This is a genomic window from Microbacterium ginsengisoli (assembly GCF_000956535.1).
In the GTDB taxonomy this organism is placed as follows: domain Bacteria; phylum Actinomycetota; class Actinomycetes; order Actinomycetales; family Microbacteriaceae; genus Microbacterium; species Microbacterium ginsengisoli.
On sequence record NZ_JYIY01000074.1, the window covers coordinates 13,022 to 33,796 of the forward strand.

A 20,775-nucleotide genomic window follows, 5' to 3' on the forward strand; every position below is an offset into this window, starting at 1 on the left:
AACGGTACCCGCGACGACCGAGGGTGGGGGCCGATCGACGGAGTGTGACAGCTCGGCGTAACAATCCGCGGCGCTAGTCTGTCGGCTGTGACCGATGCCGATGCGCGCCCCGAGATCCAGTTCCGCAGCGACGTGACCGTCGAGCTCGTGCGTGCGAGCGCGTCGGACGCCGATGTCCTCTTCGCCGCGCGCGTGTCGACGCAGGGCGAGCAGACGCTGGAGTCTGCGGCATCCGGGGAGGAGGCCTCGCCCCGTGATCGTGGCCTCATCAACTACCTGATGCGCGACCGTCACGGCTCGCCGTTCGAGCACAACTCGCTCACCTTCTACGTGCAGGCGCCCATCTTCGTGTTCCGCGAGTTCATGCGCCACCGCATCGCGAGCTACAACGAGGAGTCTGGCCGCTACCGCGAGCTGCGTCCGGTGTTCTACGTGCCCGGCCCCGAGCGCAACCTGCTGCAGGTCGGCAAGCCCGGCGCGTACGAGTTCCTCCCCGGCAGCGACGAGCAGGTCGCGCTGGTGGCCGAGACGACCCGGGCCGCCTCGATCGCCGCCTTCGAGGCCTATCAGCGCATGCTCGAGGCGGGCGTCGCTCGTGAGGTCGCGCGCATCGTGCTGCCGCTGAACATCTACTCGTCGATGTACGTGACGGTCAACGCCCGCTCGCTGATGAACTTCCTCTCGCTGCGCACCAAGGTCGAGGGCACTCGGTTCCCGTCGTTCCCGCAGCGTGAGATCGAGATGTGCGCGGAGCAGATGGAGGCGTACTGGCGCGAGCTCATGCCCCTCACGCACGCCGCGTTCACCGCGAACGGGCGCGTCGCCCCCTGACGGATGCCGCGGCCGGCCGCCCGCTCGTGACGCGCGGGCGCACCACGTAGGCTGGCGCCATGGCGCGCACGGCTCTCATCACCGGCGCGAGCGCGGGCCTCGGGGCCGAGTACGCTCGCCAGCTCGCACAGCGCGGGGCGTCCCTCGTGCTCGTCGCCCGCAGTCATGATGCGCTCGAGCAGCTCGCCAGCCAGCTGCGCGGCAGCTACGGTGTCGAGGTCGAGACGCTGGCCGTCGATCTTCTCAAGCGTCGCGAGCGCGCGAAGGTGGAGGCGCGTCTGCGCGATCGCGCTCGTCCGATCGAGCTGCTCATCAACAACGCCGGGTTCGGTCTGCCGCTCGCGTTCGAGCGCAACGACGTCGAGCTCGAGGTCTCCCACCTGAAGCTCCACGTGGAGGTGCCGCTGCGACTGACCCATGCGGCCCTCGGTGCGATGCTCGAGCGCGGCCGCGGGCGCATCGTCAACGTCGCCTCGGTCGCCGGCTTCCTCCCGCGCTCGACCTACGGCGCCTGCAAGGGCTGGCTCATTTCGTTCAGCCGCTGGGCGAACGTGCAGTACACGCCTCGGGGCGTGACGGTCACCGCCGTCTGCCCGGGCTTCACGCACACGAGCTTCCACGAGCGCATGGGGCTCGCGCCCGGGAACGAAGGAGTGCCCTCGGGTCTCTGGCTCGATGCGTCACTCGTCGTCTCGGAATCGCTGCGGGATGTCGCCCGTGGCAAGTCCGTCTCGATCCCGTCGCTGCGGTACAAGATCCTGGTGCGCCTGACCGCGCTCCTCCCCGATGCGGTCGCCGCCCGCATCGGCCAGCGGGGGCGCTGATTCCCGCAATCCAGGGCCGTGTGAACCGATAGCCTTGTGACCATGACGCACACGGGCAATCCCTTCGGACAGGTGCTCGTCGCGCTCGTCACCCCGATGACGGCCGACGGCGAGGTCGACTGGCCCGCCGTCGAGAAGCACATCGACGACGTGATCACCGCGGGAGCCGACGGCATCGTCGTCACCGGCACGACGGGGGAGACCTCGACCCTCACCGACCCCGAGAAGCTCAAGCTCGTCGAGGTCGGCAAGGATGTCGCATCCGGTCGGGCGAAGATCATCACCGGGGGCGGCTCGAACGAGACCGCCCACGCGATCGAGCTCTACAAGGCCAGCGAGAAGGCCGGCGCCGACGGCATCATGATCGTCACTCCGTACTACAACAAGCCCACGCAGGCCGGCATCCTCACGCACTTCCGGCTGGTCGCCGACGCGACCGACCTGCCGGTGATCCTCTACGACATCCCCGGTCGCACCGGCGTGCCGATCAAGTACGAGACGATCCTGCGTCTCGCGAAGCACCCGAACATCCTCGCGATCAAAGACGCCAAGGGCGACTTCAGCGAGGTGAGCCGCGTGCTCAACCAGACCGATCTGCTCTACTTCTCCGGTGACGACGCGAACGTGCTACCGCACCTCGCGATCGGCGCGACCGGACTCATCGGCGTCACCGCGAACATCACGGCCACCCCGTACCGCACGATCGTCGACGCGGTGAACCGCGGCGACCTCGCGGCGGCGACCGCCGAGCACCAGCGGCTCGAGCCGCTCGTGCGTGCCGTCATGACGCATGTGCCCGGCACGGTGAGCGCGAAGTACATCCTCCACGGCCTCGGCCGCATCGGCAGCCCCCGCGTGCGCCTGCCGCTCGTCGGCCCCGAGGAATGGGAGGCCGCGATCATCGAGGACGAGCTCGCCCTCGTGACCGGCGTGCCCGGCGCCGATTTCTCCAACTTCCGCCCCGACCGCAACGCGGCCGCGGGCGGTGCGCTGCCGAAGGTCCACGGCACGACCCGCTGACACCGTCCGCCGCGAGTGCGGACACAAACGCCGCGCGAGCGGCCATACCGAGACGCCGCCCCCGCGGCGAGATGACGGATGCGCGCGAGGCGCGGCATCCCGGAAAGGCTCTGCATGCCCACCCAGGTCTACGATCCGCCCGCCCTCGACACCGGCACCCTGCGCGTCACGCCCCTCGGCGGACTCGGCGAGGTCGGCCGCAACATGACCGTGTTCGAGTACGACGGGCGTCTGCTCGTGGTCGACTGCGGCGTGCTCTTCCCCGAGGAGCACCAGCCCGGCGTCGACCTGATCCTCCCCGACCTCGGTCCGCTGCGGGACCGGCTGGCCGACATCGAGGCGGTCGTGCTGACCCACGGCCACGAGGACCACATCGGCGCCGTCCCCTACCTGCTGCGGCTGCGCCAGGACATCCCGATCATCGGCTCGCAGCTGACGCTCGCCCTCACCGAGGCGAAGCTCAAGGAACACCGCATCAAGCCGTATTCGCTGACCGTCGCCGAGGGGCAGCGCGAGAAGGTCGGTCCGTTCGACCTCGAGTTCGTCGCCGTCAACCACTCCATCCCCGACGCGCTCGCCGTCGCGATACGCACACCTGCGGGCCTCGTGCTCGCCACCGGCGACTTCAAGATGGACCAGCTGCCGCTCGACGGCCGCCTCACCGACCTGCGGGCGTTCGCTCGGCTCGGCGAGGAGGGCGTCGACCTCTTCCTCGTGGATTCCACGAACGCGGATGTCCCGGGCTTCACGCCGCTCGAGCGCTCGATCGGCCCCGTGCTCGACCAGGTCATCGCCAAGGCCCCGCGCCGCGTGATCGTCGCGAGCTTCTCGTCGCACGTGCACCGCGTGCAGCAGGTGCTCGACGCCGCTGCCGCTCACGGCCGTCGGCTCGCCTTCCTGGGACGCAGCATGGTGCGCAACATGACGATCGCCGAGGACCTGGGCTACCTGACGGTGCCCGACGGCGTGCTCATCGACTACAAGAAGGCGCAGAACCTTCCCGACGACCAGGTCGTCTTCATGTCGACCGGATCGCAGGGCGAGCCCATGGCGGTGCTCAGCCGCATGGCGAACCTCGACCACGCCATCGAACCCGGACCGGGCGACACTGTGATCCTCGCGTCGAGCCTCATCCCCGGCAACGAGAACGCCGTCTACCGGGTGATCGACGGACTCACCAAGCTCGGCGCGAACGTCGTGCACAAGGCCAACGCCAAGGTGCACGTGTCGGGTCATGCCGCCGCGGGCGAGCTGCTCTACTGCTACAACATCCTCAAGCCCCGCAACGTGCTGCCGGTGCACGGCGAGTACCGCCACCTCATGGCCAACGCGAAGCTCGCGCAGGAGACCGGCGTCGAGCCGGAGCGCACGATCCTCGCCGAGAACGGCACGGTCATCGACCTGAAGGACGGCCGAGCGCGCATCGTCGGCCAGCTTGACGTGGGCTTCGTCTACGTCGACGGCTCGAGCGTGGGCGAGATCACCGACGCCGACCTGAAGGACCGCCGCATCCTCGGCGAGGAGGGGTTCATCTCCGTCATCGTCGTGGTGGATGCCGCTACCGGCCGCATCGTCTCCGGGCCCGACATCCACGCGCGCGGTGTCGCCGAGGACGACTCGGTCTTCGACACGGTGAAGCCGAAGATCGCGGCTGCTCTCACCGAGGCTGTGCAGTCGGGCGTGCGCGACACGCACGCACTGTCGCAGGTCGTGCGGCGCACGATCGGTCGCTGGGTCAACCAGTCGCTGCGTCGTCGCCCGATGATCGTGCCGCTGGTCATCGAGGCCTGAGCGGATCGGGCGCGGGCATCGGCGGGACTACGATCTGAGGCATGCCCGAGTCGTTCGCGATCCGGCCGGCGACGAGGTCGGACGGAGCGTTTCTCGCCGACATGGTCGTGGAAGCGGCCAATTGGCGACCGGGTTCGGCGCGCCCTCGGCACGAGGTGCTCGGCTCGCCCGAGCACAGCCGCTATCTCGCCGGCTGGATGCGCCCCGGCGACGCGGGATTCGTCGCGACCTCGCCCACCGGTGAGCCGATCGGTGCGGCCTGGTATCGCATGTTCCCGCGCTCGGACCCCGGCTTCGGATATCTCGCCACCGGTGTGCCCGAGCTGATCATCGGGGTGCGTCCGATCTGGCGGGCGCACGGTGTGGGCCGCGCATTGCTCCAGCGTCTCGCCGCCCATGCCGCGTCCGCCGGCTATCAGCGTCTGAGCCTCAGCGTCGAGCGCGGCAACTTCGCCGCCACGTTGTACCGCTCCGAGGGCTTCGCGGTGACTCAGCCCACGAGCGGCCGCGACATCATGGTGAAGCGGCTGCGGTGAGGCATCCGCTCGTCGTCACGCCGCCTTCAGCAGCGCGGTGACGCCGAGGCCGCCGGCCGCGCAGACCGAGATGAGTGCGGTGCCGCCGCCCCGCTCGTGCAGGATCTTCGCGGTGCCGGCGAGGATGCGCCCGCCGGTCGCCGCGAACGGATGCCCCGTGGCGAGGCTCCCACCCTTGATGTTGAGCTTCGCGCGGTCGATGGGCCCGAGCGGGGCGTCGAGTCCGAGCCGGGTGCGGCAGTAGTCGGCGTCCTCCCACGCCGCGAGCGTGCACAGCACCTGTCCGGCGAAGGCCTCGTGGATCTCGTACACGTCGATGTCCTGCAGGGTGAGCCCGTTGCGCGCGAGCAGGCGCGGCACCGCGTAGGCGGGTGCCATCAGCAGGCCTTCCGGGCCGGGGCCGGCGAAGTCGACGGCGGCCGTCTCCGCGTCGATGACGTACGCGAGGGGGTGAAGGCCCCGTTCGGCACCCCACGACTCCGTGCCGAGCAGCACCGCCGACGCGCCGTCGGTGAGGGGCGTCGAATTGCCGGCCGTGAGCGTGCCGCGTCCGCTCGTGCGATCGAAGACCGGGGAGAGCGCGCCGAGCCGCTCGAGGGAGATGTCGGTGCGCAGGTTGTTGTCGCGGGTGAGCCCGCGGTACGGCACGACGAGATCGTCGAAGAACCCCGCCTCCCACGCGGCGGCGGCGTTGCGGTGTGACGCGTAGGCGAGCTCGTCCTGTGCGGCGCGGGTGATGCCCCACTCCTTCACCATGAGCTCGGTGTGCTCGCCCATGCTCAGGCCCGTGCGCGGCTCGCCGTTGCTGGGCACGTGGGGGCGCAGCATCCGCGGGCGGAAGCCGGCGAACAGCTTCGCCCGAGCACCGAACGAGCGCGCCCGGTTGGCGCGCAGAAGCAGATGACGCAGCCCCTCGTCGAGCGCGAGGGGGGCATCGGATGTCGTGTCGACCCCGCCGGCGATCGCCGAGTCGATCTGCCCGAGCGCGATCTTGTTCGCGACGGTCACCGCCGCCTGCAGCCCGGTGCCGCACGCCATCTGCACGTCGAACGCGGCGCTGGCGGGGGAGAGGGTCGTGCTGAGCGCCGACTCGCGGGTCAGGTTGTAGTCGCGCGAGTGCTTGAGCACGGCTCCGGCCGCGATCTCGCCGATGCGCTCGCCGTGCAGGTCGAACGCGTCGGCGACGGCCTGCAGCGTGGTCGTGAGCATGTCCTGATTGGATGCGTCGGCGTAGGCCGTGTTCGAGCGTGCGAACGGGATGCGTCGGCCGCCGTAGACGGCGACGGGGCGGGGTGGGGTCATGGGGGATCCTCCGTGCCCGCGTCGGCGCGGGCCTTCCGGCATCCTCCCACCGCACGCGGGGGTGCGGGTCGTGGCGGCGTGTGGCCGCGGCATCCGCGTCGCTACCGGCCAGTGTCGGCCCGGACGCCTACCGTGGAGGCATGCCCAGGAGCAGCAGCGCCACCTCGAGCGGCCGCGCGCCCGCGAAGAGCGGTGCGTCGCGCGCTCGCAAGCCCGAACCGACCCCGCGCGGCTACGTCGGCGAGCCTGACAGGCCGGCCCTCGCGGTGCGCGCCTGGATGGGGCTCGCGCACGGCGTCGGCGGGCTGTTCCGCGCGTTCGGGCCCGAGACGCTCGAGAAGGAGCAGCGCCGCGACGGTCTCCCGTTCCTCCTGGTCGTCCTCGCGGTCGCGGGCGCCGTGGTCGAGTGGTTCCTCATCGGCACGGATGTCTCCGCCTCCGTCTCCGCCTACAGCGTCGGCGGGCTGGTCGGACGGCTCGCGTTCCTCATGCCGGTGCTGCTCGTGCTCCTCGCCGGGTGGCTGTTCCGTCATCCGGCCTCGGTGCACGACAACGGTCGCATCGGCATCGGCTTCCTGCTGTTCGTCGTCGCGATCGCGGGCTTCTGCCACGTGGCCGGCGGACGGCCTGCTCCCTCCCAGGGTCTTCCGGCGCTGAGCGGCGCCGGAGGCCTCTTCGGCTGGATGGTGGCCGAGCCGCTCGCCTACCTCCTTTCCCCGATCGGCGCGTACCTCGCCCTGGGGCTCCTCGCCGCGCTCAGCGTGCTGATCCTCACCAAGACCCCGCCGAACCGCATCGGCCGCAGGCTCGGCGACCTGTACGCGTGGATGTTCGGCACCGAGCGCGTGTCCGAGCCCGACGCCTCCGCCGAGGCGGCCGATGAGACGCTGCCGGCGTGGCGTCGCAACCGCGGGCGTCGCGAGAAGGATGCCTCGACCTCCCCGTCGCAGGACCTCACCGAGCTGCTCTTCACGACCGATGACGCCCAGGGCGGGTTCGACCAGGCCGTCGCACCGGTGCCCACCGATGCGATCACCGAGGTCGTCGATCCCTCGATCATCCGCGCGGCGCGCACGCAGGCGGCTCGCAACGCGGCGACCTCCCTCGTCGACGACGGCGACACCGGCCCGCAGGAGGCACTGCCCGATGTGGTCGGCTTCGGATCGGATGCCGCGGGCCTCCCGCCCGCCGCCCCCTACCGGCTGCCGGCCGTGACGACCCTGGCGCCCGGCGCGCCCGGCAAGGCGCGTTCGGCGGCGAACGACGAGGTCGTCCGGGCGATCACCGGGGTGCTCGACCAGTTCCAGGTCGATGCGCGGGTCACCGGCTTCTCCCGCGGACCGACAGTCACGCAGTACGAGATCGAGCTCGGCCCCGGTGTGAAGGTCGAGCGCATCACGGCGCTCACCAACAACATCGCCTACGCGGTGGCCTCCAACGAGGTGCGCATCCTCGCCCCGATTCCCGGCAAGAGCGCCATCGGCGTCGAGATCCCCAACACCGACCGCGAGATCGTCACCCTCGGCGACGTGCTGCGTTCCTCGACCGCGCAGCAGCAGACCCATCCCATGACGATCGGCGTCGGCAAGGACGTCAGCGGCTCCTACGTCGTCGCCAACCTCGCGAAGATGCCCCACCTGCTGGTCGCGGGCTCCACCGGTTCCGGCAAGTCGAGCTTCGTGAACTCGATGATCACGAGCCTGCTGATGCGCGCCAAGCCCGCCGACGTGCGCATGGTGCTCATCGACCCGAAGCGCGTCGAGCTGACCTCGTACGCCGGCGTGCCGCACCTCATCACCCCCATCATCACGAACCCGAAGAAGGCGGCCGAAGCGCTGCAGTGGGTCGTGAAGGAGATGGACATGCGGTACGACGACCTCGCGTCGTTCGGGTTCCGCCACATCGACGACTTCAACCGCGCCGTCGTCGCCGGTCAGGTCGAGTTGCCGGCCGGCTCCGAGCGCGTGCTCAAGCCCTACCCCTACCTGCTGGTCGTCGTCGACGAGCTCGCCGACCTCATGATGGTCGCCCCGCGCGACGTCGAGGACTCGATCGTTCGAATCACGCAGCTCGCCCGGGCCAGCGGCATCCATCTCGTGCTCGCCACCCAGCGTCCGAGCGTCGACGTCGTCACGGGTCTCATCAAGGCCAACGTGCCCTCGCGGCTCGCGTTCGCGGTCACGAGCGTCACCGACTCGCGCGTCATCCTCGACCAGCCGGGCGCCGACCGTCTCATCGGACAGGGCGACGGGCTGTTCCTGCCGATGGGGGCGTCCAAGCCGCTGCGCGTGCAGGGCGCGTGGGTCAGCGAGGCGGAGATCGAGAAGGTCGTCGCCCACGTCACCGGACAGGCCCGCCCCGACTACCGTGCCGACGTGCAGGCCGCCGCGGAGAGGAAGGAGATCGACGCCGACATCGGCGACGACCTCGAGCTGCTCCTCGCCGCCGCCGAGCTGATCGTCAGCTCCCAGTTCGGCTCGACCTCGATGCTGCAGCGCAAGCTGCGGGTCGGGTTCGCGAAGGCCGGACGCCTCATGGACCTCCTCGAGTCCCGCGAGATCGTCGGGCCCTCGGAGGGCTCGAAGGCCCGTGACGTGCTGGTCACCCCCGAGCAGCTGCCCGAGGTGCTCGCGCGTCTGCGCGGCGACGACGTGCCGGCCGCGGCATCCGCTCCCGCTGGGGTCGATGAGCGTTACGCCGACGATCCGGTCGAGCGGCAGTTCGACGGCTACGATGTCCTCGACTCCGACGGAGACGAGGATGCCTGGAGCCTGACCGGCCGCGACTGACCATGACGACGATTCCGCGACAGCTGCCCAACGCGATCACCATCGCGCGCATCCTCTGCGCGCCGGTCTTCCTGTGGCTGCTGCTTTCCGACGGCGGCACCGACGGAGGCCTGCGGTGGGCCGCCGCTCTGCTGTTCGTCGTCGCGATCGCGACCGACGGCATCGACGGGTACCTCGCCCGCAAGTACGAGGTCGTGACCGACCTCGGCAAGATCCTCGATCCGATCGCCGACAAGGTGATCACCGGCTGCGCGTTCGTCGGCCTCTCGATCCTCGGCGAGCTGCCCTGGTGGGTGACGATCGTCGTCCTCGTGCGCGAGATCGGCATCACCGTCTACCGCTTCATCGTCATCAGCGACCACGTGCTCGCCGCAGCGTGGATGGGCAAGCTCAAGACCGTCGCCCAGGCCGTCGCGATCACGCTCGCCATCGCGCCGCTGTGGACGGTGCTCGGCGGCTGGGTCTCATGGTTCGTCGTGGCGACCATGTGGATCGCCGTCATCCTCACGATCGCGAGTGGCATCGACTACCTCGTGACCGAGATCCGCGGCGCCCGCGCGGCGCGGCGGTCGGCCACGTGACCGACATCGACGCGCACGACGGCAGCGCCGACGCGGAGGAGACGCTCGTGCGCTCCCGACCGGCGGCGCCCGCCTCCGACGCGGCCCGCCTCATCGCCCGGCTCGACGACCTCGGCTGGCGCATCGGTGTCGCGGAATCGCTCACGGGCGGCGCAGTGACCGCCCAGCTCGTCGCGGTGCCCGGGGCATCCGCTCACGTGCAGGGCGGAATCGTCGCCTACGCGACCGAGCTGAAGGCCACGCTGCTCGGCGTCGATGCCGAGGTGCTCGCGCTCCACGGCGCCGTGCAGCCCAAGGTCGCCCGCCAGATGGCGGAAGGGGTGCGCGGCGCGCTCGCCCTCCCAGGAGTCGAGGTGCAGGTCGGCATCGCGACGACCGGCATCGCGGGGCCGACCTCGCCCGACGGGCAGCCGGTGGGAACCGTGCACATCGCCGTGTCCACCCCCCTCGGCACGCGCGTCGAATCGCTGCAGCTCGACGGCGACCGCGACGGCATCCGTGCAGAGACGGTGCGCCGCGTCATCCGGCTCGCTCTCGACGCCCTCTGAGGGGTCACCGCGGCGCGGGGAATAGGGCCTGTTTCCGGTCGGTTACATTCGGTGATTCTGGCCCGATGCCCAGCGGCGCGGGTTAGATTGACTGCAACCGGTGAGGTAGCGTGGTCCCCCCGGACCGCGACCCGAGATGAGTGAGGAGGGGACCCGAATGATCCTGGTACGTCATGAGATCGGCGAAGTCCTGCGGGACCTGCGCCAGCAGAAGGGCCGTACCCTCCGTCAGGTGGCCAGCCGCGCGAGCATCGCGCTCGGCTACCTCAGCGAGGTGGAGCGCGGGCAGAAGGAGGCGTCGAGCGAGATCCTCGCCGCGGTCGCCGATGCGCTCGATGTGTCGATCGCGATGATCATGCGCGAAGTCGCCGACCGACTCCTGGTGCTCGAGGGCCTGCAGGTCTTCCCCGATGTCGTCCCCGACGAGCTGGTGGCCTCGGTCGAGCCCGAGCTCTCGCTGCGCTGAGGTGCGACGCAGCGAATTCGAACGCGCGGTGTCCGACGAGTTCGGAGCGCGCGGTCCCGCGATCGTCGCGGACCTGGTGCTCTCCGAGCTCGGCGGGCGCACCCCCGTCGAGGCGCTCGATGCCGGCCTGGCGACGCGCGACGTCTGGCTCGCCCTGTGCGAGGCGACGGATGTCCCGCTCTCGCGCCGCCACGGCGCTGGACGCCTCGAGCCGAAGCGTCACTGACCCGTCCGTCGCTCCGATGAATGACGGTGTGTCGTTCGGCGTGTCGTCGAAGATCCGTTCGATGTCGGCGTAGTCTCCTTCACATCCGGTGACGTTCTCGTCGCCCTCACGGAATGCCGCAACGCCCCCGACCGATGTCGGAGGTGCGGCCTAGCGTGAGGGACGTCGAACGACACCAGACGCCTTGCCGGGAACACCCTCACCGTGGGGGCGGCCCGGCAGCCTACAGGCAGCGGAACGCGAGCAGAAGGAGCACGTCATGCCATCACCCGTCGAGCGCGAGAAGGCCCTCGAGTCGGCCCTCGCCCAGATCGACCGCCAGTTCGGAAAGGGCTCGGTCATGCGGCTGGGCAGCGACGAGCGCGCGCCGGTCGAAGTCATCCCCACCGGTTCCATCGCCCTCGACGTCGCCCTCGGCGTCGGTGGTCTTCCTCGCGGCCGCATCATCGAGATCTACGGTCCGGAGTCGTCGGGTAAGACCACGCTGACCCTCCACGCGATCGCCAACGTGCAGCGCGCGGGCGGCATCGCCGCATTCATCGACGCCGAGCACGCGCTCGACCCCGACTACGCCGCGAAGCTCGGCGTCGACATCGACCAGCTGCTCGTCTCGCAGCCCGACACCGGTGAGCAGGCGCTCGAGATCGCGGACATGCTCGTGCGTTCGGGCGCAATCGACCTGGTCGTCATCGACTCGGTCGCCGCCCTCGTCCCCAAGGCCGAGATCGAAGGCGAGATGGGCGACTCGCACGTGGGCCTGCAGGCGCGCTTGATGTCGCAGGCGCTCCGGAAGCTCACCGGTGGCCTGAACCAGACCAAGACCACCGCGATCTTCATCAATCAGCTGCGCGAGAAGATCGGCGTCTTCTTCGGCTCGCCCGAGACCACCGCCGGCGGGAAGGCGCTCAAGTTCTACGCGTCGGTACGCCTCGACATCCGCCGCATCGAGACGCTGAAGGACGGTACCGACGCGGTCGGTAACCGCACTCGCGTCAAGGTCGCCAAGAACAAGATGGCGCCGCCCTTCAAGCAGGCGGAGTTCGACATCCTGTTCGGCACGGGCATCTCGCGCGAAGGAAGCCTCATCGACTTCGGTGTCGAGCACGGCATCGTCAAGAAGTCGGGTGCCTGGTACACCTACGACGGCGAGCAGCTCGGTCAGGGCAAGGAGAACGCCCGGTCGTTCCTGCTCAAGAACGAGGACATCGCGGCTGACATCGAGCAGAAGATCAAGGCCAAGCTCGGCGTGGGCGTCCCGAAGGACGCCGATGCCGCCGTCGAAGACGAGCTCGCGAAGCGTCGTCCGGCCTGATCATGACGGTACCTCCCGGGGGCGAGCCCGACGGGCTCGCCCCCGTCATCCCCCTCTTCGGGCGCTCCGCGTCGGCCGGCCTGCCGCGTCCGATGTTGGCGTCCTCCTCGACGGATGCCTCTCCCGACGCGCCTGCCGAACCCGACACGCGGTGGCACACCACCTGGACGGCACCGGCCGCCCGGGGGCTGCACGCGCTGGGAGCCGTCGACGACTCGACGCGCGCGCCGGATCGCGGGCGCAGCCCGTCGTCGGGTCGCGCGATCGCGGGCCCCGGTGACGGCGAGACACCGTCACCGGCGATCGACGCTGCGGCGGCGGAGCAGACCCTGCTGAAGCGCCTGCGGGGGCGGAGTCTGTCGGTGCGTGAGGCCCACGGTGTGCTGCGGGCCGAAGGACTTGATCAGATGCAGATCGACGAGATCATCGACGCCTGCGTCGATCGCGGTTACCTCGATGACGCGGCCCTCGCCGAGCAGCTCGTGCACAAGGGGCTTCAGAAGCGGCAGGGGAGGGGCGCCGTACGTCAGGCGCTCGTGCAGCGCGGTCTCGACCGCGAGGTGATCGACGTCACGATCGACCAGCTGCCCGATGACGAGGAGGAGCGCGCGCTCGAGTTCGCGCTCGGCAAGGCCCGCACCCTGCGCTCACTCCCTCCCGAGGTGGGGCTGCGCCGTCTCGTCGGACAGCTGCAGCGCCGCGGCTTCAACGGGGCGACGTCGATGCGGGTCGCGCGGCAGGCGCTGGGCGAGCGACCCCGTACCTCCGGGGTGCGATTCACCGACTGACTCCGTCGCGTGCTGGTCAGGCCGTCTGTCGTGGAGCCGACCGTAGAATGACAGGCATCATGACCTCCCCTCGCAGTACCCCGACTCTCATCGCGCCGTCGTCGGCAGCCCTCGACGTCGACGGGCACGCGCGCACGTACGAGGTGCGCACATTCGGCTGCCAGATGAACGTGCACGACTCCGAGCGGCTTTCCGGCTCTCTCGAGAGCGCCGGGTACGTGCGCGCGGCCGACGGCGAGGATGCCGACGTCGTCGTGATCAACACCTGTGCCGTTCGCGACAACGCCGCCGGCAAGCTGTACGGCACTCTCGGCCACCTGAAGTCCCGCAAGGACGCCCGCGCCGGCATGCAGATCGCCGTCGGGGGATGTCTCGCCCAGATGGACAAGCAGGTCGTCCTCGACAAGGCGCCGTGGGTCGACGTCGTCTTCGGCACGCACAACATGGGCTCCCTTCCGACCCTTCTCGAGCGCGCACGCCACAACGGCGATGCCGAGCTCGAGATTCTCGAATCGCTCGAAGTGTTCCCGTCTACCCTCCCGACCAAGCGCGACAGCGCCCACAGCGGCTGGGTGTCGATCTCCGTGGGCTGCAACAACACCTGCACGTTCTGCATCGTGCCGAGCCTGCGCGGCAAGGAGCGCGACCGGCGACCCGGAGACATCCTCAGCGAGATCAAGCTGCTGGTCGATGACGGCGCCATCGAGGTGACGCTCCTCGGTCAGAACGTCAACAGCTACGGCGTCGAGTTCGGCGACCGCGAGGCGTTCGGCAAGCTCCTGCGTGCCGCCGGCGAGATCGACGGTCTCGAGCGCATCCGCTTCACGAGCCCCCACCCCGCCGCGTTCACCGACGATGTCATCGACGCGATGGCCGAGACCGGTTCTGTCATGCCGCAGCTGCACATGCCGCTGCAGTCCGGCTCCGACCGCATCCTGAAGGCCATGCGCCGCTCGTACCGCAGCGAGCGATTCCTCGGCATCCTCGACAGGGTGCGCGCCCGCATCCCCCACGCGGCGATCACGACCGACATCATCGTCGGCTTCCCGGGCGAGACCGACGAGGACTTCGAGGACACCCTGCGCGTCGTCGAGCAGGCCCGCTTCGCGAGCGCGTTCACCTTCCAGTACTCGATCCGCGAGGGCACGCCGGCGGCCACTATGCCCGACCAGGTGCCGAAGGCGGTCGTGCAGGAGCGCTACGAGCGCCTCGTCGCGCTGCAGGACCGCATCTCCCTCGAGGAGAACCAACGCCAAGTGGGACGCACCGTCAACGTGCTCGTCTCCACCGGTGAGGGCAAGAAGGATGCCGCGACCCTGCGTCTGACCGGGCGCGCCGAAGACAACAGGCTCGTGCACTTCGCGGTGCCCGCCGGTTCGCCCGAACCGCGCCCGGGCGACGTCGTGACCGTCGAGATCACGCAGGCGGCGCCGTTCTACCTCCTCGCCGACGGCGAGCAGGGCGCCCTGCGCATCCGTCGCACCCGTGCCGGTGACGCCTGGGATCGCGGGCAGGCGGAGGCGTGCGGCATCCCGTCTCCGCATGGCGAGTCCGCACCGGGCGCGCCCGTGCGGCTGGGGCTGCCCACGCTCCGCGTCGGGGTGTGAGCGGCCGCGTCATCGCGGTCGTCGGCGCCACCGGCACCGGCAAGAGCGATCTGTCGCTGCGGCTCGCCGACCACCTCGCCGCGACCGGCGGTGCCGCCGAGATCGTGAACGCCGACGCGATGCAGCTCTACCGCGGCATGGACATCGGCACCGCCAAGCTCACGGTCGCCGAGCGCCGCGGCATCCCGCATCACCTGCTCGACGTGCTCAGCGTGCGAGACGACGCCGCGGTCGCCTGGTACCAGACCGAGGCTCGGCGTCTCATCGATGAGATCCACGCGCGCGACGCCGATGCGATCCTCGTCGGCGGCTCGGGACTCTACGTCTCCGGCGTGATCTACGACTTCCGCTTCCCCCCGCGCGACGAGGCCGTGCGCGAGCGCCTCGAGGCGGAGCTCTCGGAGGACGGACCCGGCGTGCTGTTCGCGCGTCTGCGCGATCTCGACCCGGCCACGGCGCAGCGCATCGACCCGGCCAACGGGCGGCGCATCGTGCGCGCGCTCGAAGTGCTGGCGCAGGGCGAGGCGACGCACGGTGCAGCGCTTCCCGATGCCCCGGTGCTGTGGCGCGCGGACACCCTGCTCATGGCCCCTGGGGTCGCGCGTGACGAGCTCGTCGTCCGCCTCGACGCCCGCGTCGAGCGGATGTGGCGCGACGGCATCGTCGCCGAGGCCGAGCGGCTGCGCGCCGACGGACTCGACGAGGGCGTCACCGCGCGCCGCGCGATCGGCTACGCACAGGCGCTCGATCAGCTCGACGGCGTGCTCACCCAGGCTGAGGCGATCGCCCAGGCCCAGGCGCTCACCCGCCGTTATGCGCGGCGGCAGGTGTCCTGGTTCCGCCGCTACGACGGTCTTGCGTGGGTCGAGCCGGATGCCGCAGCATCCGACGCCCTCGACGCGGCCCTCGCACGGCGCCCGTAGACTCGACCCATGCCCGCATTGCCGTTCACCAAAGGCCAGGGGACCGGCAACGACTTCGTGATCATCGCCGACCCCGACGGCGTCGTCGACCTCTCCGACGCCCAGGTCGCGGCTCTCACCGACCGCCGCTTCGGCATCGGCGCCGACGGAACGCTGCGTGTCGTGCGCTCCGCGGCGATCGCCGAGGGCGCCGAGGCGGCGGCGTCGGGCGCGGAATGGTTCATGGACTACCGCAACGCCGACGGCTCGGCGGCCGAGATGTGCGGCAACGGCATCCGCGTCTTCGCCCGCTACCTCGAGCAGGCGGGACTCGCGACATTCGGCGAGCAGCGCATCGGCACGCGCGCCGGCGTCAAGACCGTGCGCCGCGACGGCGACGGCTTCGAGGTCGACCTGGGCGTGTTCGTCGTCGACGAGACCGACGTTCTGGTGCAGGCCAAGGGTCTGCCGGTGGCGCGACCCGGTCTCGGCATCGACGTGGGCAACCCGCACGTGGTCGTCGCACTTCCTTCGCATGACGAGCTCGACGGCCTCGAGCTGGCGTACGTTCCCCAGCTGACGCCCGCACCGGCGGCGGGCGCGAACGTCGAGTTCGTCGTTCCGGGAGAGCCTCTCGTGGTCGACGGGGTCGGCTCCATCCGCATGCGGGTGTTCGAGCGCGGTGTCGGCGAGACGCTCAGCTGCGGCACCGGCGTCGCCGCCGCGGCCCTCGCGGTGCGCCATTGGGCGGGCCCCGCCGCCCCCGACCGCTGGCGCGTCGCCGTGCCGGGCGGCGAACTCGGCGTGCGGGTCGTCGACGGTCACGTGCTGCTCTCCGGCCCAGCCGTGCTCACCTACACGGGCGAGGTCGCCCTCGCCTGAACGGCGGGTGCTCCGGGCCGACGTCGCGCTCGCCTGACCGGCGGGTGCGCGTTCGACGGACGTTGCTCGCGGCGGCCTATCGCCTCGAGCGCGACCGCGGGGAATCGGCCGACAAACGCCCGATCAGTCGACCGGGTAGGGCAGCTCGATCGCCTCGGTCGGCGGGGTGCCGTGTCGGCGCACCTTGAGGACGCGGTACCCCCGCGCGGTCGCCGCGCGGTGCACGCTGTAGCCCACGGGGAAGGTCGCCGAGATCCACCGCTGCAGGGAGTCCGACCCGAGATTGCGGGCGACGACGAACCAGCCGTCGGAGCGCTCGTCGAGCCGCGGGATCCAGCGCTCGAGCATGTCGTGCAGCTCGTTCTTGCCGACGCGGATGGGCGGGTTCGACCGGATCGTGCGGAACACCACGTCGTCGGGAACATCGTCGGGCGTCACCGCGTTGACGTTCTCGAGGCCCAGGCGCTCCGCGGTGGCGCGGACGAGTCCGAGGGCCCGCTGGTTGACATCGACCGCCCAGATGGTGGCGCGCGGCGACTCGATCGCCAGCGACAGTGAGATCGGACCCCACCCGCAGCCGAGGTCGAGGAAATGACCTCCGGGAGGCGGCGGGGGCGTGTTCGCCAGCAGCACGGACGTTCCGGCGTCGAGGCGATCGGGACTGAACACGCCGTTCGCGGTCGTCACCTGCACGTCGCGTCCCCCGAGCGTCACGGTGATCAGCCGCTGCTGTTCGGGACTGGCCGGAGACGCACTGAAGTAGTGGTCGCTCGGCATGGTGCGAGCGTAGCGGAGAGCGCGTCTGGGCGGGAGGCTAGAGTGAGCGGATGCCGCGGCCACGGGGCATCCTCGAAAGGAATTGATGACGGACGACATCGACACCGCGCGCGCGAGTCGACAGGATGACGCCGTGGAGCGGGTGCTCGCTCGGGCGGAGGCGCGGGCGGGAGTGCGTCGCTTCGACGAGCTCGGGTCCGCGCAGGCTCTGCAGGACGCGTCGACCGCGTACGGCGGCGAGACCGACGGCGAGCAGTGGGACCGTGAGGAGCGTGCCGCGCTGCGGCGCGTACCCGGGCTCTCGACCGAGCTCGAGGACGTCACCGAGGTCGAGTACCGGCAGCTGCGACTCGAGAACGTCGTGCTCGTCGGCGTGCATCCGCAGGGTGAGCAGGAGGACGCCGAGAACTCGCTGCGCGAGCTCGCCGCGCTCGCCGAGACCGCGGGTGCCGCGGTGCTCGACGGCGTGCTGCAGCGTCGGCCGCACCCCGACCCCGCGACCTACGTCGGTCGCGGCAAGGCCGAGGAGCTGCGCGACATCGTCGCCGCGGTCGGCGCCGACACCGTGATCGCCGACACCGAGCTCGCACCGAGCCAGCGGCGTGCACTCGAAGACGTCGTGAAGGTGAAGGTCATCGACCGCACCACCGTCATCCTCGACATCTTCAGCCAGCACGCGAAGTCTCGTGAGGGCAAGGCCCAGGTCGAGCTCGCCCAGCTCGAGTACCTCCTCCCGCGCCTGCGCGGGTGGGGTGACTCGATGAGCCGTCAGGCCGGTGGCCAGGTGGGCGCCGGCGGCGCCGGCATGGGTTCGCGCGGACCGGGTGAGACGAAGATCGAGCTCGATCGCCGCCGCATCCGCACCCGCATGGCGATGCTGCGCCGGCAGATCCGCGACTTCGCGCCGGCCCGCGATGCGAAGCGCGCCGAGCGCAAGCGCAACACGATCCCGTCCGTCGCGATCGCCGGCTACACGAACGCGGGGAAGTCGAGCCTGCTGAACCGGCTCACGAGCGCGGGTGTGCTCGTGGAGAACGCGCTGTTCGCGACGCTCGATGCGACAGTGCGGCGGGCCGAGGCATCCGATGGACGCGTCTACACGCTCACCGACACCGTCGGGTTCGTGCGCAACCTGCCGCATCAGCTCGTGGAGGCGTTCCGCTCGACGCTGGAGGAGGTCGGCGACGCCGATGTGATCGTGCACGTCGTCGACGGCTCCCACCCCGACCCGGCAGCGCAGCTGGCGACAGTGCGCGACGTGATCGGCGAAGTCGGCGCGCGCGCCACGCAGGAGCTCGTCGTCTTCAACAAGGCCGACCTCGTCGATGCCGACGCGCGCCTCGTGCTGCGCGGACTCGTGCCGGGCGCGTACTTCGTGTCGTCGCGCACGGGTGAGGGCATCGCCGAGCTGCGCGCCGCTGTCGAGGCCGCGCTGCCGCTGCCGGCGGTGGAGATCACGGCGCTCGTGCCGTACGGTCGCGGGGACCTCGTCTCCGCGGTGCACGACACCGGGCTCATCGTGAGCCAGTCGCACGAGGAGACCGGCACTCTGCTGCACGCTCACGTCTCCGAGCGTCTCGCCGCTGAGCTCGCCCCGTTCGCGCGCTGAGCGTTCAGGTCCGTCAGTCGTGAGCGGCGACCCTTCGGCGCTCAGTCGAGCGCGAGCGGCGGCACCCCCGGTGGAGTGAATCCGAACACGGCGCCGAGGAAGGCGAGCTCGGTCTCGGCGGCGTCGATGATCGTCTCCCGGCGACGGAAGCCATGCCCCTCGCCCTCGTAGAGACGGTAGGCGTGCGGGATGCCGCGCGCCGCCAGCGCGTCGCGGATGGCCTCCGACTGGGCGGGTGGCACCACGGCATCGTCGGCGCCCTGCAGCAGCAGCACGGGCGCCGCGAACCGGTCCGTGTGTGACAGCGGGGAGCGCTCGAGATAGACGGCCTCGGCCTCCGGCAGGGGACCGATGAGGCCGTCGAGGTAGCGCGACTCGAAGTCGTGCGTGTCGGCGGCGAGGGCGCGCGCATCGGCCACGCCGTAGCGCGAGATGCCCGCCGCGAACACGTCGCTGCCGGCGAGGGCGGCGAGCACGGTCCATCCGCCGGCGGAGCCGCCGGCGATCGCGATGCGGGCGGCGTCGGCGTCGCCTTCCGCGACGAGACCGGCCACCGCGGCGAGGACGTCGTCGACGTCGACGATGCCCCACTGACCGTCGAGGCGCTCGCGGTACGCGCGTCCGTAGCCGGAGGACCCGCCGTAGTTGACGTCGAGCACGCCGATGCCGCGGCTCGTGAGGTAGGCGATCGATCCCGACAAGCCCCCCGCGACGTGGGAGGTGGGTCCGCCGTGCACGGTGACCACATACGGCGCGCGCTCGCCGGCGGGCGCCACGATTCCGGGAGCGGTCGGCGGGTAGACGAACGCGTGCACCGGCCCGTGCGGACCGGGGTAGGTGACCGCACGCGGGGTCGGCAGCCAGGCGTCGGGCAGCGGCGCGGCGCCGCCGACCACGGCCTCCGCGGCGCCGGTCTCGACGTCGACGAGCCACAGTCCGCTCGACACGGCCGAGCCCGCGCCCGTGAGCAGCACGCGCGAGCCCGCGGCATCCTCGATGAGCAGGTGGCTCGAGACCGGCAGCGGGATGCCGCGACTCGTCCCGTCCGCCTCGATGACGTCGAGCTCGTCCCGGCCGTTGGTGCGGAGGGCGGCGATGCGGCCGCCACCGAGCGGCGCGAACCAGCGACTGCCGAGCACCCACAGCGCGCCGCCGGTGTCGGCGTCGGCGGGCGCGACCTCCGTCACCATGCCGCCGCGCACCCGACGGAGGTTCCAGCGCCCGGTCTCGTCGTCGGAGTAGAGCAGCGCGCCGTCCGGCTCCCACGTCGGCTGCACCGGCGCGCTCGCGCCGCCGGCGACGACGGATGCCTCGTCCGGCCGCCCGAGCGGAGCGCGCCGGAGTTCGCTGCGCTCCCACGGCATGTGCGGGTGGTTCCAGCCGATCCAGGCGATCTCACCCCCGTCGGGGGAGAGCGCGGGCTGGGCGACGAAGTCGGTGCCGGATGCGACGACCTGCAGCGCGGTCGGGTCGTCGGAGGCAGATCCGTCGAGCGGGATGCGCACGGCGTCGTGGGTCGTGCCGCGCGCGTCCTGGGTCTCGCGCACCGCGAGCAGCACACCGCCCGTGACGGTGAGTCCACCGAAGCGCTGTCCGAGCCCGCCCGGCGTAAGGGGCTGCGGTTCCTCACCCGGGGTGAGCGAGTAGACCCGCTGGTCGCCCTTCTCGACGAACACCAGCCCGCCGTCGCCGCGAGGAGCCCACGCGCCGCCGCCGTACTCGTGCACCGCCGAGCGTGCGCTCCACGGTGCCGGAAGAATCTCCGCCACCTCTCCGCCCGCGGATCGCCGGCGCACGGTGCCGCGGCCGCCCTCCTCGGGCACCGACGCGCCCCACCAGATCTCCGATCCGACCAGGCGCGCGCCGTCGAAGCGGGGCGAGGAACCGGCGATGTCGGAGGCGGACAGCGGCGACGGCCAGGAGCCGTGGGGGAGAGTCTGCGGCATCCCTCCACGCTAGCCGCGGGCCGCGGCATCCGCCCGCT

General features: G+C 71.0%; 19 protein-coding genes. 16 read left to right on the forward strand and 3 right to left on the reverse strand.

The features are described 5' to 3' along the window. Positions 1-87: 87 nt before the first annotated feature. From thyX to RR49_RS08215, 5 genes are all read left to right on the forward strand, one after another. Positions 88-831 carry an FAD-dependent thymidylate synthase gene (thyX, locus tag RR49_RS08195; RefSeq protein WP_045247597.1) on the forward strand — a complete coding sequence of 248 codons (744 nt, stop codon included), beginning with the start codon at positions 88-90 and terminating at the stop codon, positions 829-831. 59 nt (positions 832-890) lie between these two features. Beyond that, positions 891-1,655, forward strand: a complete 765-nt coding sequence (locus RR49_RS08200; RefSeq protein WP_045247598.1) for an SDR family NAD(P)-dependent oxidoreductase — start codon at positions 891-893, stop codon at positions 1,653-1,655. Positions 1,656-1,697: 42 nt separating this feature from the next. Next, positions 1,698-2,675, forward strand: coding sequence for a 4-hydroxy-tetrahydrodipicolinate synthase (dapA, locus tag RR49_RS08205; RefSeq protein ID WP_045247710.1), 978 nt, complete (start codon positions 1,698-1,700; stop codon positions 2,673-2,675). Positions 2,676-2,789: 114 nt separating this feature from the next. Then, positions 2,790-4,466 carry a ribonuclease J gene (locus RR49_RS08210; protein WP_045247599.1) on the forward strand — a complete coding sequence of 559 codons (1,677 nt, stop codon included), beginning with the start codon at positions 2,790-2,792 and terminating at the stop codon, positions 4,464-4,466. A gap of 41 nt (positions 4,467-4,507) precedes the next feature. Next, positions 4,508-5,002 carry a GNAT family N-acetyltransferase gene (locus RR49_RS08215; protein WP_045247600.1) on the forward strand — a complete coding sequence of 165 codons (495 nt, stop codon included), beginning with the start codon at positions 4,508-4,510 and terminating at the stop codon, positions 5,000-5,002. Between the two features lie 15 nt (positions 5,003-5,017). Here RR49_RS08215 and RR49_RS08220 read toward each other — a convergent pair whose 3' ends face one another. Then, positions 5,018-6,304, reverse strand: a complete 1,287-nt coding sequence (locus RR49_RS08220) for an acetyl-CoA C-acetyltransferase (protein WP_045247601.1) — start codon at positions 6,302-6,304, stop codon at positions 5,018-5,020. Positions 6,305-6,444: 140 nt separating this feature from the next. Between RR49_RS08220 and RR49_RS08225 the strand changes: the two genes are divergently transcribed. The 10 genes from RR49_RS08225 (at position 6,445) to dapF (ending at position 16,405) form a co-directional block, all read left to right on the forward strand. After that, entirely contained in the window at positions 6,445-9,093 is a 2,649-nt protein-coding gene (locus tag RR49_RS08225; protein ID WP_045247602.1) for an FtsK/SpoIIIE family DNA translocase, read from the forward strand. A 2-nt stretch (positions 9,094-9,095) separates the two neighbouring features. Next, the gene (gene pgsA / locus RR49_RS08230; protein WP_045247603.1) at positions 9,096-9,674 is read left to right on the forward strand and encodes a CDP-diacylglycerol--glycerol-3-phosphate 3-phosphatidyltransferase; all 579 of its coding nucleotides are present in this window, start codon (positions 9,096-9,098) and stop codon (positions 9,672-9,674) included. Then, complete coding sequence (locus RR49_RS08235; protein ID WP_048809035.1) at positions 9,671-10,222, forward strand: CinA family protein; 552 nt, start codon at positions 9,671-9,673, stop codon at positions 10,220-10,222. The genes pgsA and RR49_RS08235 overlap by 4 nt, the downstream gene beginning before the upstream one ends. A 157-nt stretch (positions 10,223-10,379) precedes the next feature. Then, positions 10,380-10,688, forward strand: coding sequence for a helix-turn-helix domain-containing protein (locus tag RR49_RS08240; protein WP_045247604.1), 309 nt, complete (start codon positions 10,380-10,382; stop codon positions 10,686-10,688). A 1-nt stretch (position 10,689) separates the two neighbouring features. Then, positions 10,690-10,914: a DUF3046 domain-containing protein gene (locus tag RR49_RS08245; protein WP_045247605.1), complete on the forward strand. Its 225-nt coding sequence runs from the start codon at positions 10,690-10,692 to the stop codon at positions 10,912-10,914. A 259-nt stretch (positions 10,915-11,173) separates the two neighbouring features. Beyond that, entirely contained in the window at positions 11,174-12,226 is a 1,053-nt protein-coding gene (gene recA / locus RR49_RS08250; protein WP_045247606.1) for a recombinase RecA, read from the forward strand. Positions 12,227-12,228: 2 nt separating this feature from the next. Then, positions 12,229-13,014: a regulatory protein RecX gene (locus RR49_RS08255; RefSeq protein WP_045247607.1), complete on the forward strand. Its 786-nt coding sequence runs from the start codon at positions 12,229-12,231 to the stop codon at positions 13,012-13,014. A 59-nt stretch (positions 13,015-13,073) separates the two neighbouring features. Continuing rightward, positions 13,074-14,621, forward strand: a complete 1,548-nt coding sequence (gene miaB / locus RR49_RS08260) for a tRNA (N6-isopentenyl adenosine(37)-C2)-methylthiotransferase MiaB (protein WP_045247608.1) — start codon at positions 13,074-13,076, stop codon at positions 14,619-14,621. Continuing rightward, positions 14,618-15,544, forward strand: coding sequence for a tRNA (adenosine(37)-N6)-dimethylallyltransferase MiaA (gene miaA / locus RR49_RS08265; protein WP_045247609.1), 927 nt, complete (start codon positions 14,618-14,620; stop codon positions 15,542-15,544). Before miaB ends, miaA begins: the two co-directional genes overlap by 4 nt. A 9-nt stretch (positions 15,545-15,553) precedes the next feature. Then, entirely contained in the window at positions 15,554-16,405 is an 852-nt protein-coding gene (dapF, locus tag RR49_RS08270) for a diaminopimelate epimerase (protein ID WP_045247610.1), read from the forward strand. A 123-nt stretch (positions 16,406-16,528) separates the two neighbouring features. Here the strand turns inward: dapF and RR49_RS08275 are convergent, their stop codons facing one another. Further along, positions 16,529-17,182, reverse strand: a complete 654-nt coding sequence (locus RR49_RS08275; protein ID WP_045247611.1) for a class I SAM-dependent methyltransferase — start codon at positions 17,180-17,182, stop codon at positions 16,529-16,531. Positions 17,183-17,267: 85 nt separating this feature from the next. Here RR49_RS08275 and hflX point away from each other — a divergent pair, with 85 nt between their 5' ends. After that, positions 17,268-18,791 carry a GTPase HflX gene (gene hflX / locus RR49_RS08280; protein ID WP_045247612.1) on the forward strand — a complete coding sequence of 508 codons (1,524 nt, stop codon included), beginning with the start codon at positions 17,268-17,270 and terminating at the stop codon, positions 18,789-18,791. A 41-nt stretch (positions 18,792-18,832) separates the two neighbouring features. On the opposite strand, the gene RR49_RS08285 is transcribed toward hflX, so the two are convergent. Next, entirely contained in the window at positions 18,833-20,737 is a 1,905-nt protein-coding gene (locus tag RR49_RS08285) for a S9 family peptidase (RefSeq protein WP_045247613.1), read from the reverse strand. Between the last annotated feature and the right edge of the window lie 38 nt (positions 20,738-20,775).

Excerpts from the sequence above, each read along its gene's own strand:
- RR49_RS08200 (WP_045247598.1), top strand. The coding sequence starts at position 891 with ATGGCGCGCACGGCTCTCATCACCGGCGCGAGCGCGGGCCTCGGGGCC.
- dapA (WP_045247710.1), top strand. The coding sequence starts at position 1,698 with ATGACGCACACGGGCAATCCCTTCGGACAGGTGCTCGTCGCGCTCGTC.
- RR49_RS08210 (WP_045247599.1), top strand. The coding sequence starts at position 2,790 with ATGCCCACCCAGGTCTACGATCCGCCCGCCCTCGACACCGGCACCCTG.
- RR49_RS08215 (WP_045247600.1), top strand. The coding sequence starts at position 4,508 with ATGCCCGAGTCGTTCGCGATCCGGCCGGCGACGAGGTCGGACGGAGCG.
- RR49_RS08220 (WP_045247601.1), bottom strand. The coding sequence starts at position 6,304 with ATGACCCCACCCCGCCCCGTCGCCGTCTACGGCGGCCGACGCATCCCG.
- RR49_RS08225 (WP_045247602.1), top strand. The coding sequence starts at position 6,445 with ATGCCCAGGAGCAGCAGCGCCACCTCGAGCGGCCGCGCGCCCGCGAAG.
- pgsA (WP_045247603.1), top strand. The coding sequence starts at position 9,096 with ATGACGACGATTCCGCGACAGCTGCCCAACGCGATCACCATCGCGCGC.
- RR49_RS08240 (WP_045247604.1), top strand. The coding sequence starts at position 10,380 with ATGATCCTGGTACGTCATGAGATCGGCGAAGTCCTGCGGGACCTGCGC.
- recA (WP_045247606.1), top strand. The coding sequence starts at position 11,174 with ATGCCATCACCCGTCGAGCGCGAGAAGGCCCTCGAGTCGGCCCTCGCC.
- RR49_RS08255 (WP_045247607.1), top strand. The coding sequence starts at position 12,229 with ATGACGGTACCTCCCGGGGGCGAGCCCGACGGGCTCGCCCCCGTCATC.
- miaB (WP_045247608.1), top strand. The coding sequence starts at position 13,074 with ATGACCTCCCCTCGCAGTACCCCGACTCTCATCGCGCCGTCGTCGGCA.
- dapF (WP_045247610.1), top strand. The coding sequence starts at position 15,554 with ATGCCCGCATTGCCGTTCACCAAAGGCCAGGGGACCGGCAACGACTTC.
- RR49_RS08275 (WP_045247611.1), bottom strand. The coding sequence starts at position 17,182 with ATGCCGAGCGACCACTACTTCAGTGCGTCTCCGGCCAGTCCCGAACAG.
- hflX (WP_045247612.1), top strand. The coding sequence starts at position 17,268 with ATGACGGACGACATCGACACCGCGCGCGCGAGTCGACAGGATGACGCC.
- RR49_RS08285 (WP_045247613.1), bottom strand. The coding sequence starts at position 20,737 with ATGCCGCAGACTCTCCCCCACGGCTCCTGGCCGTCGCCGCTGTCCGCC.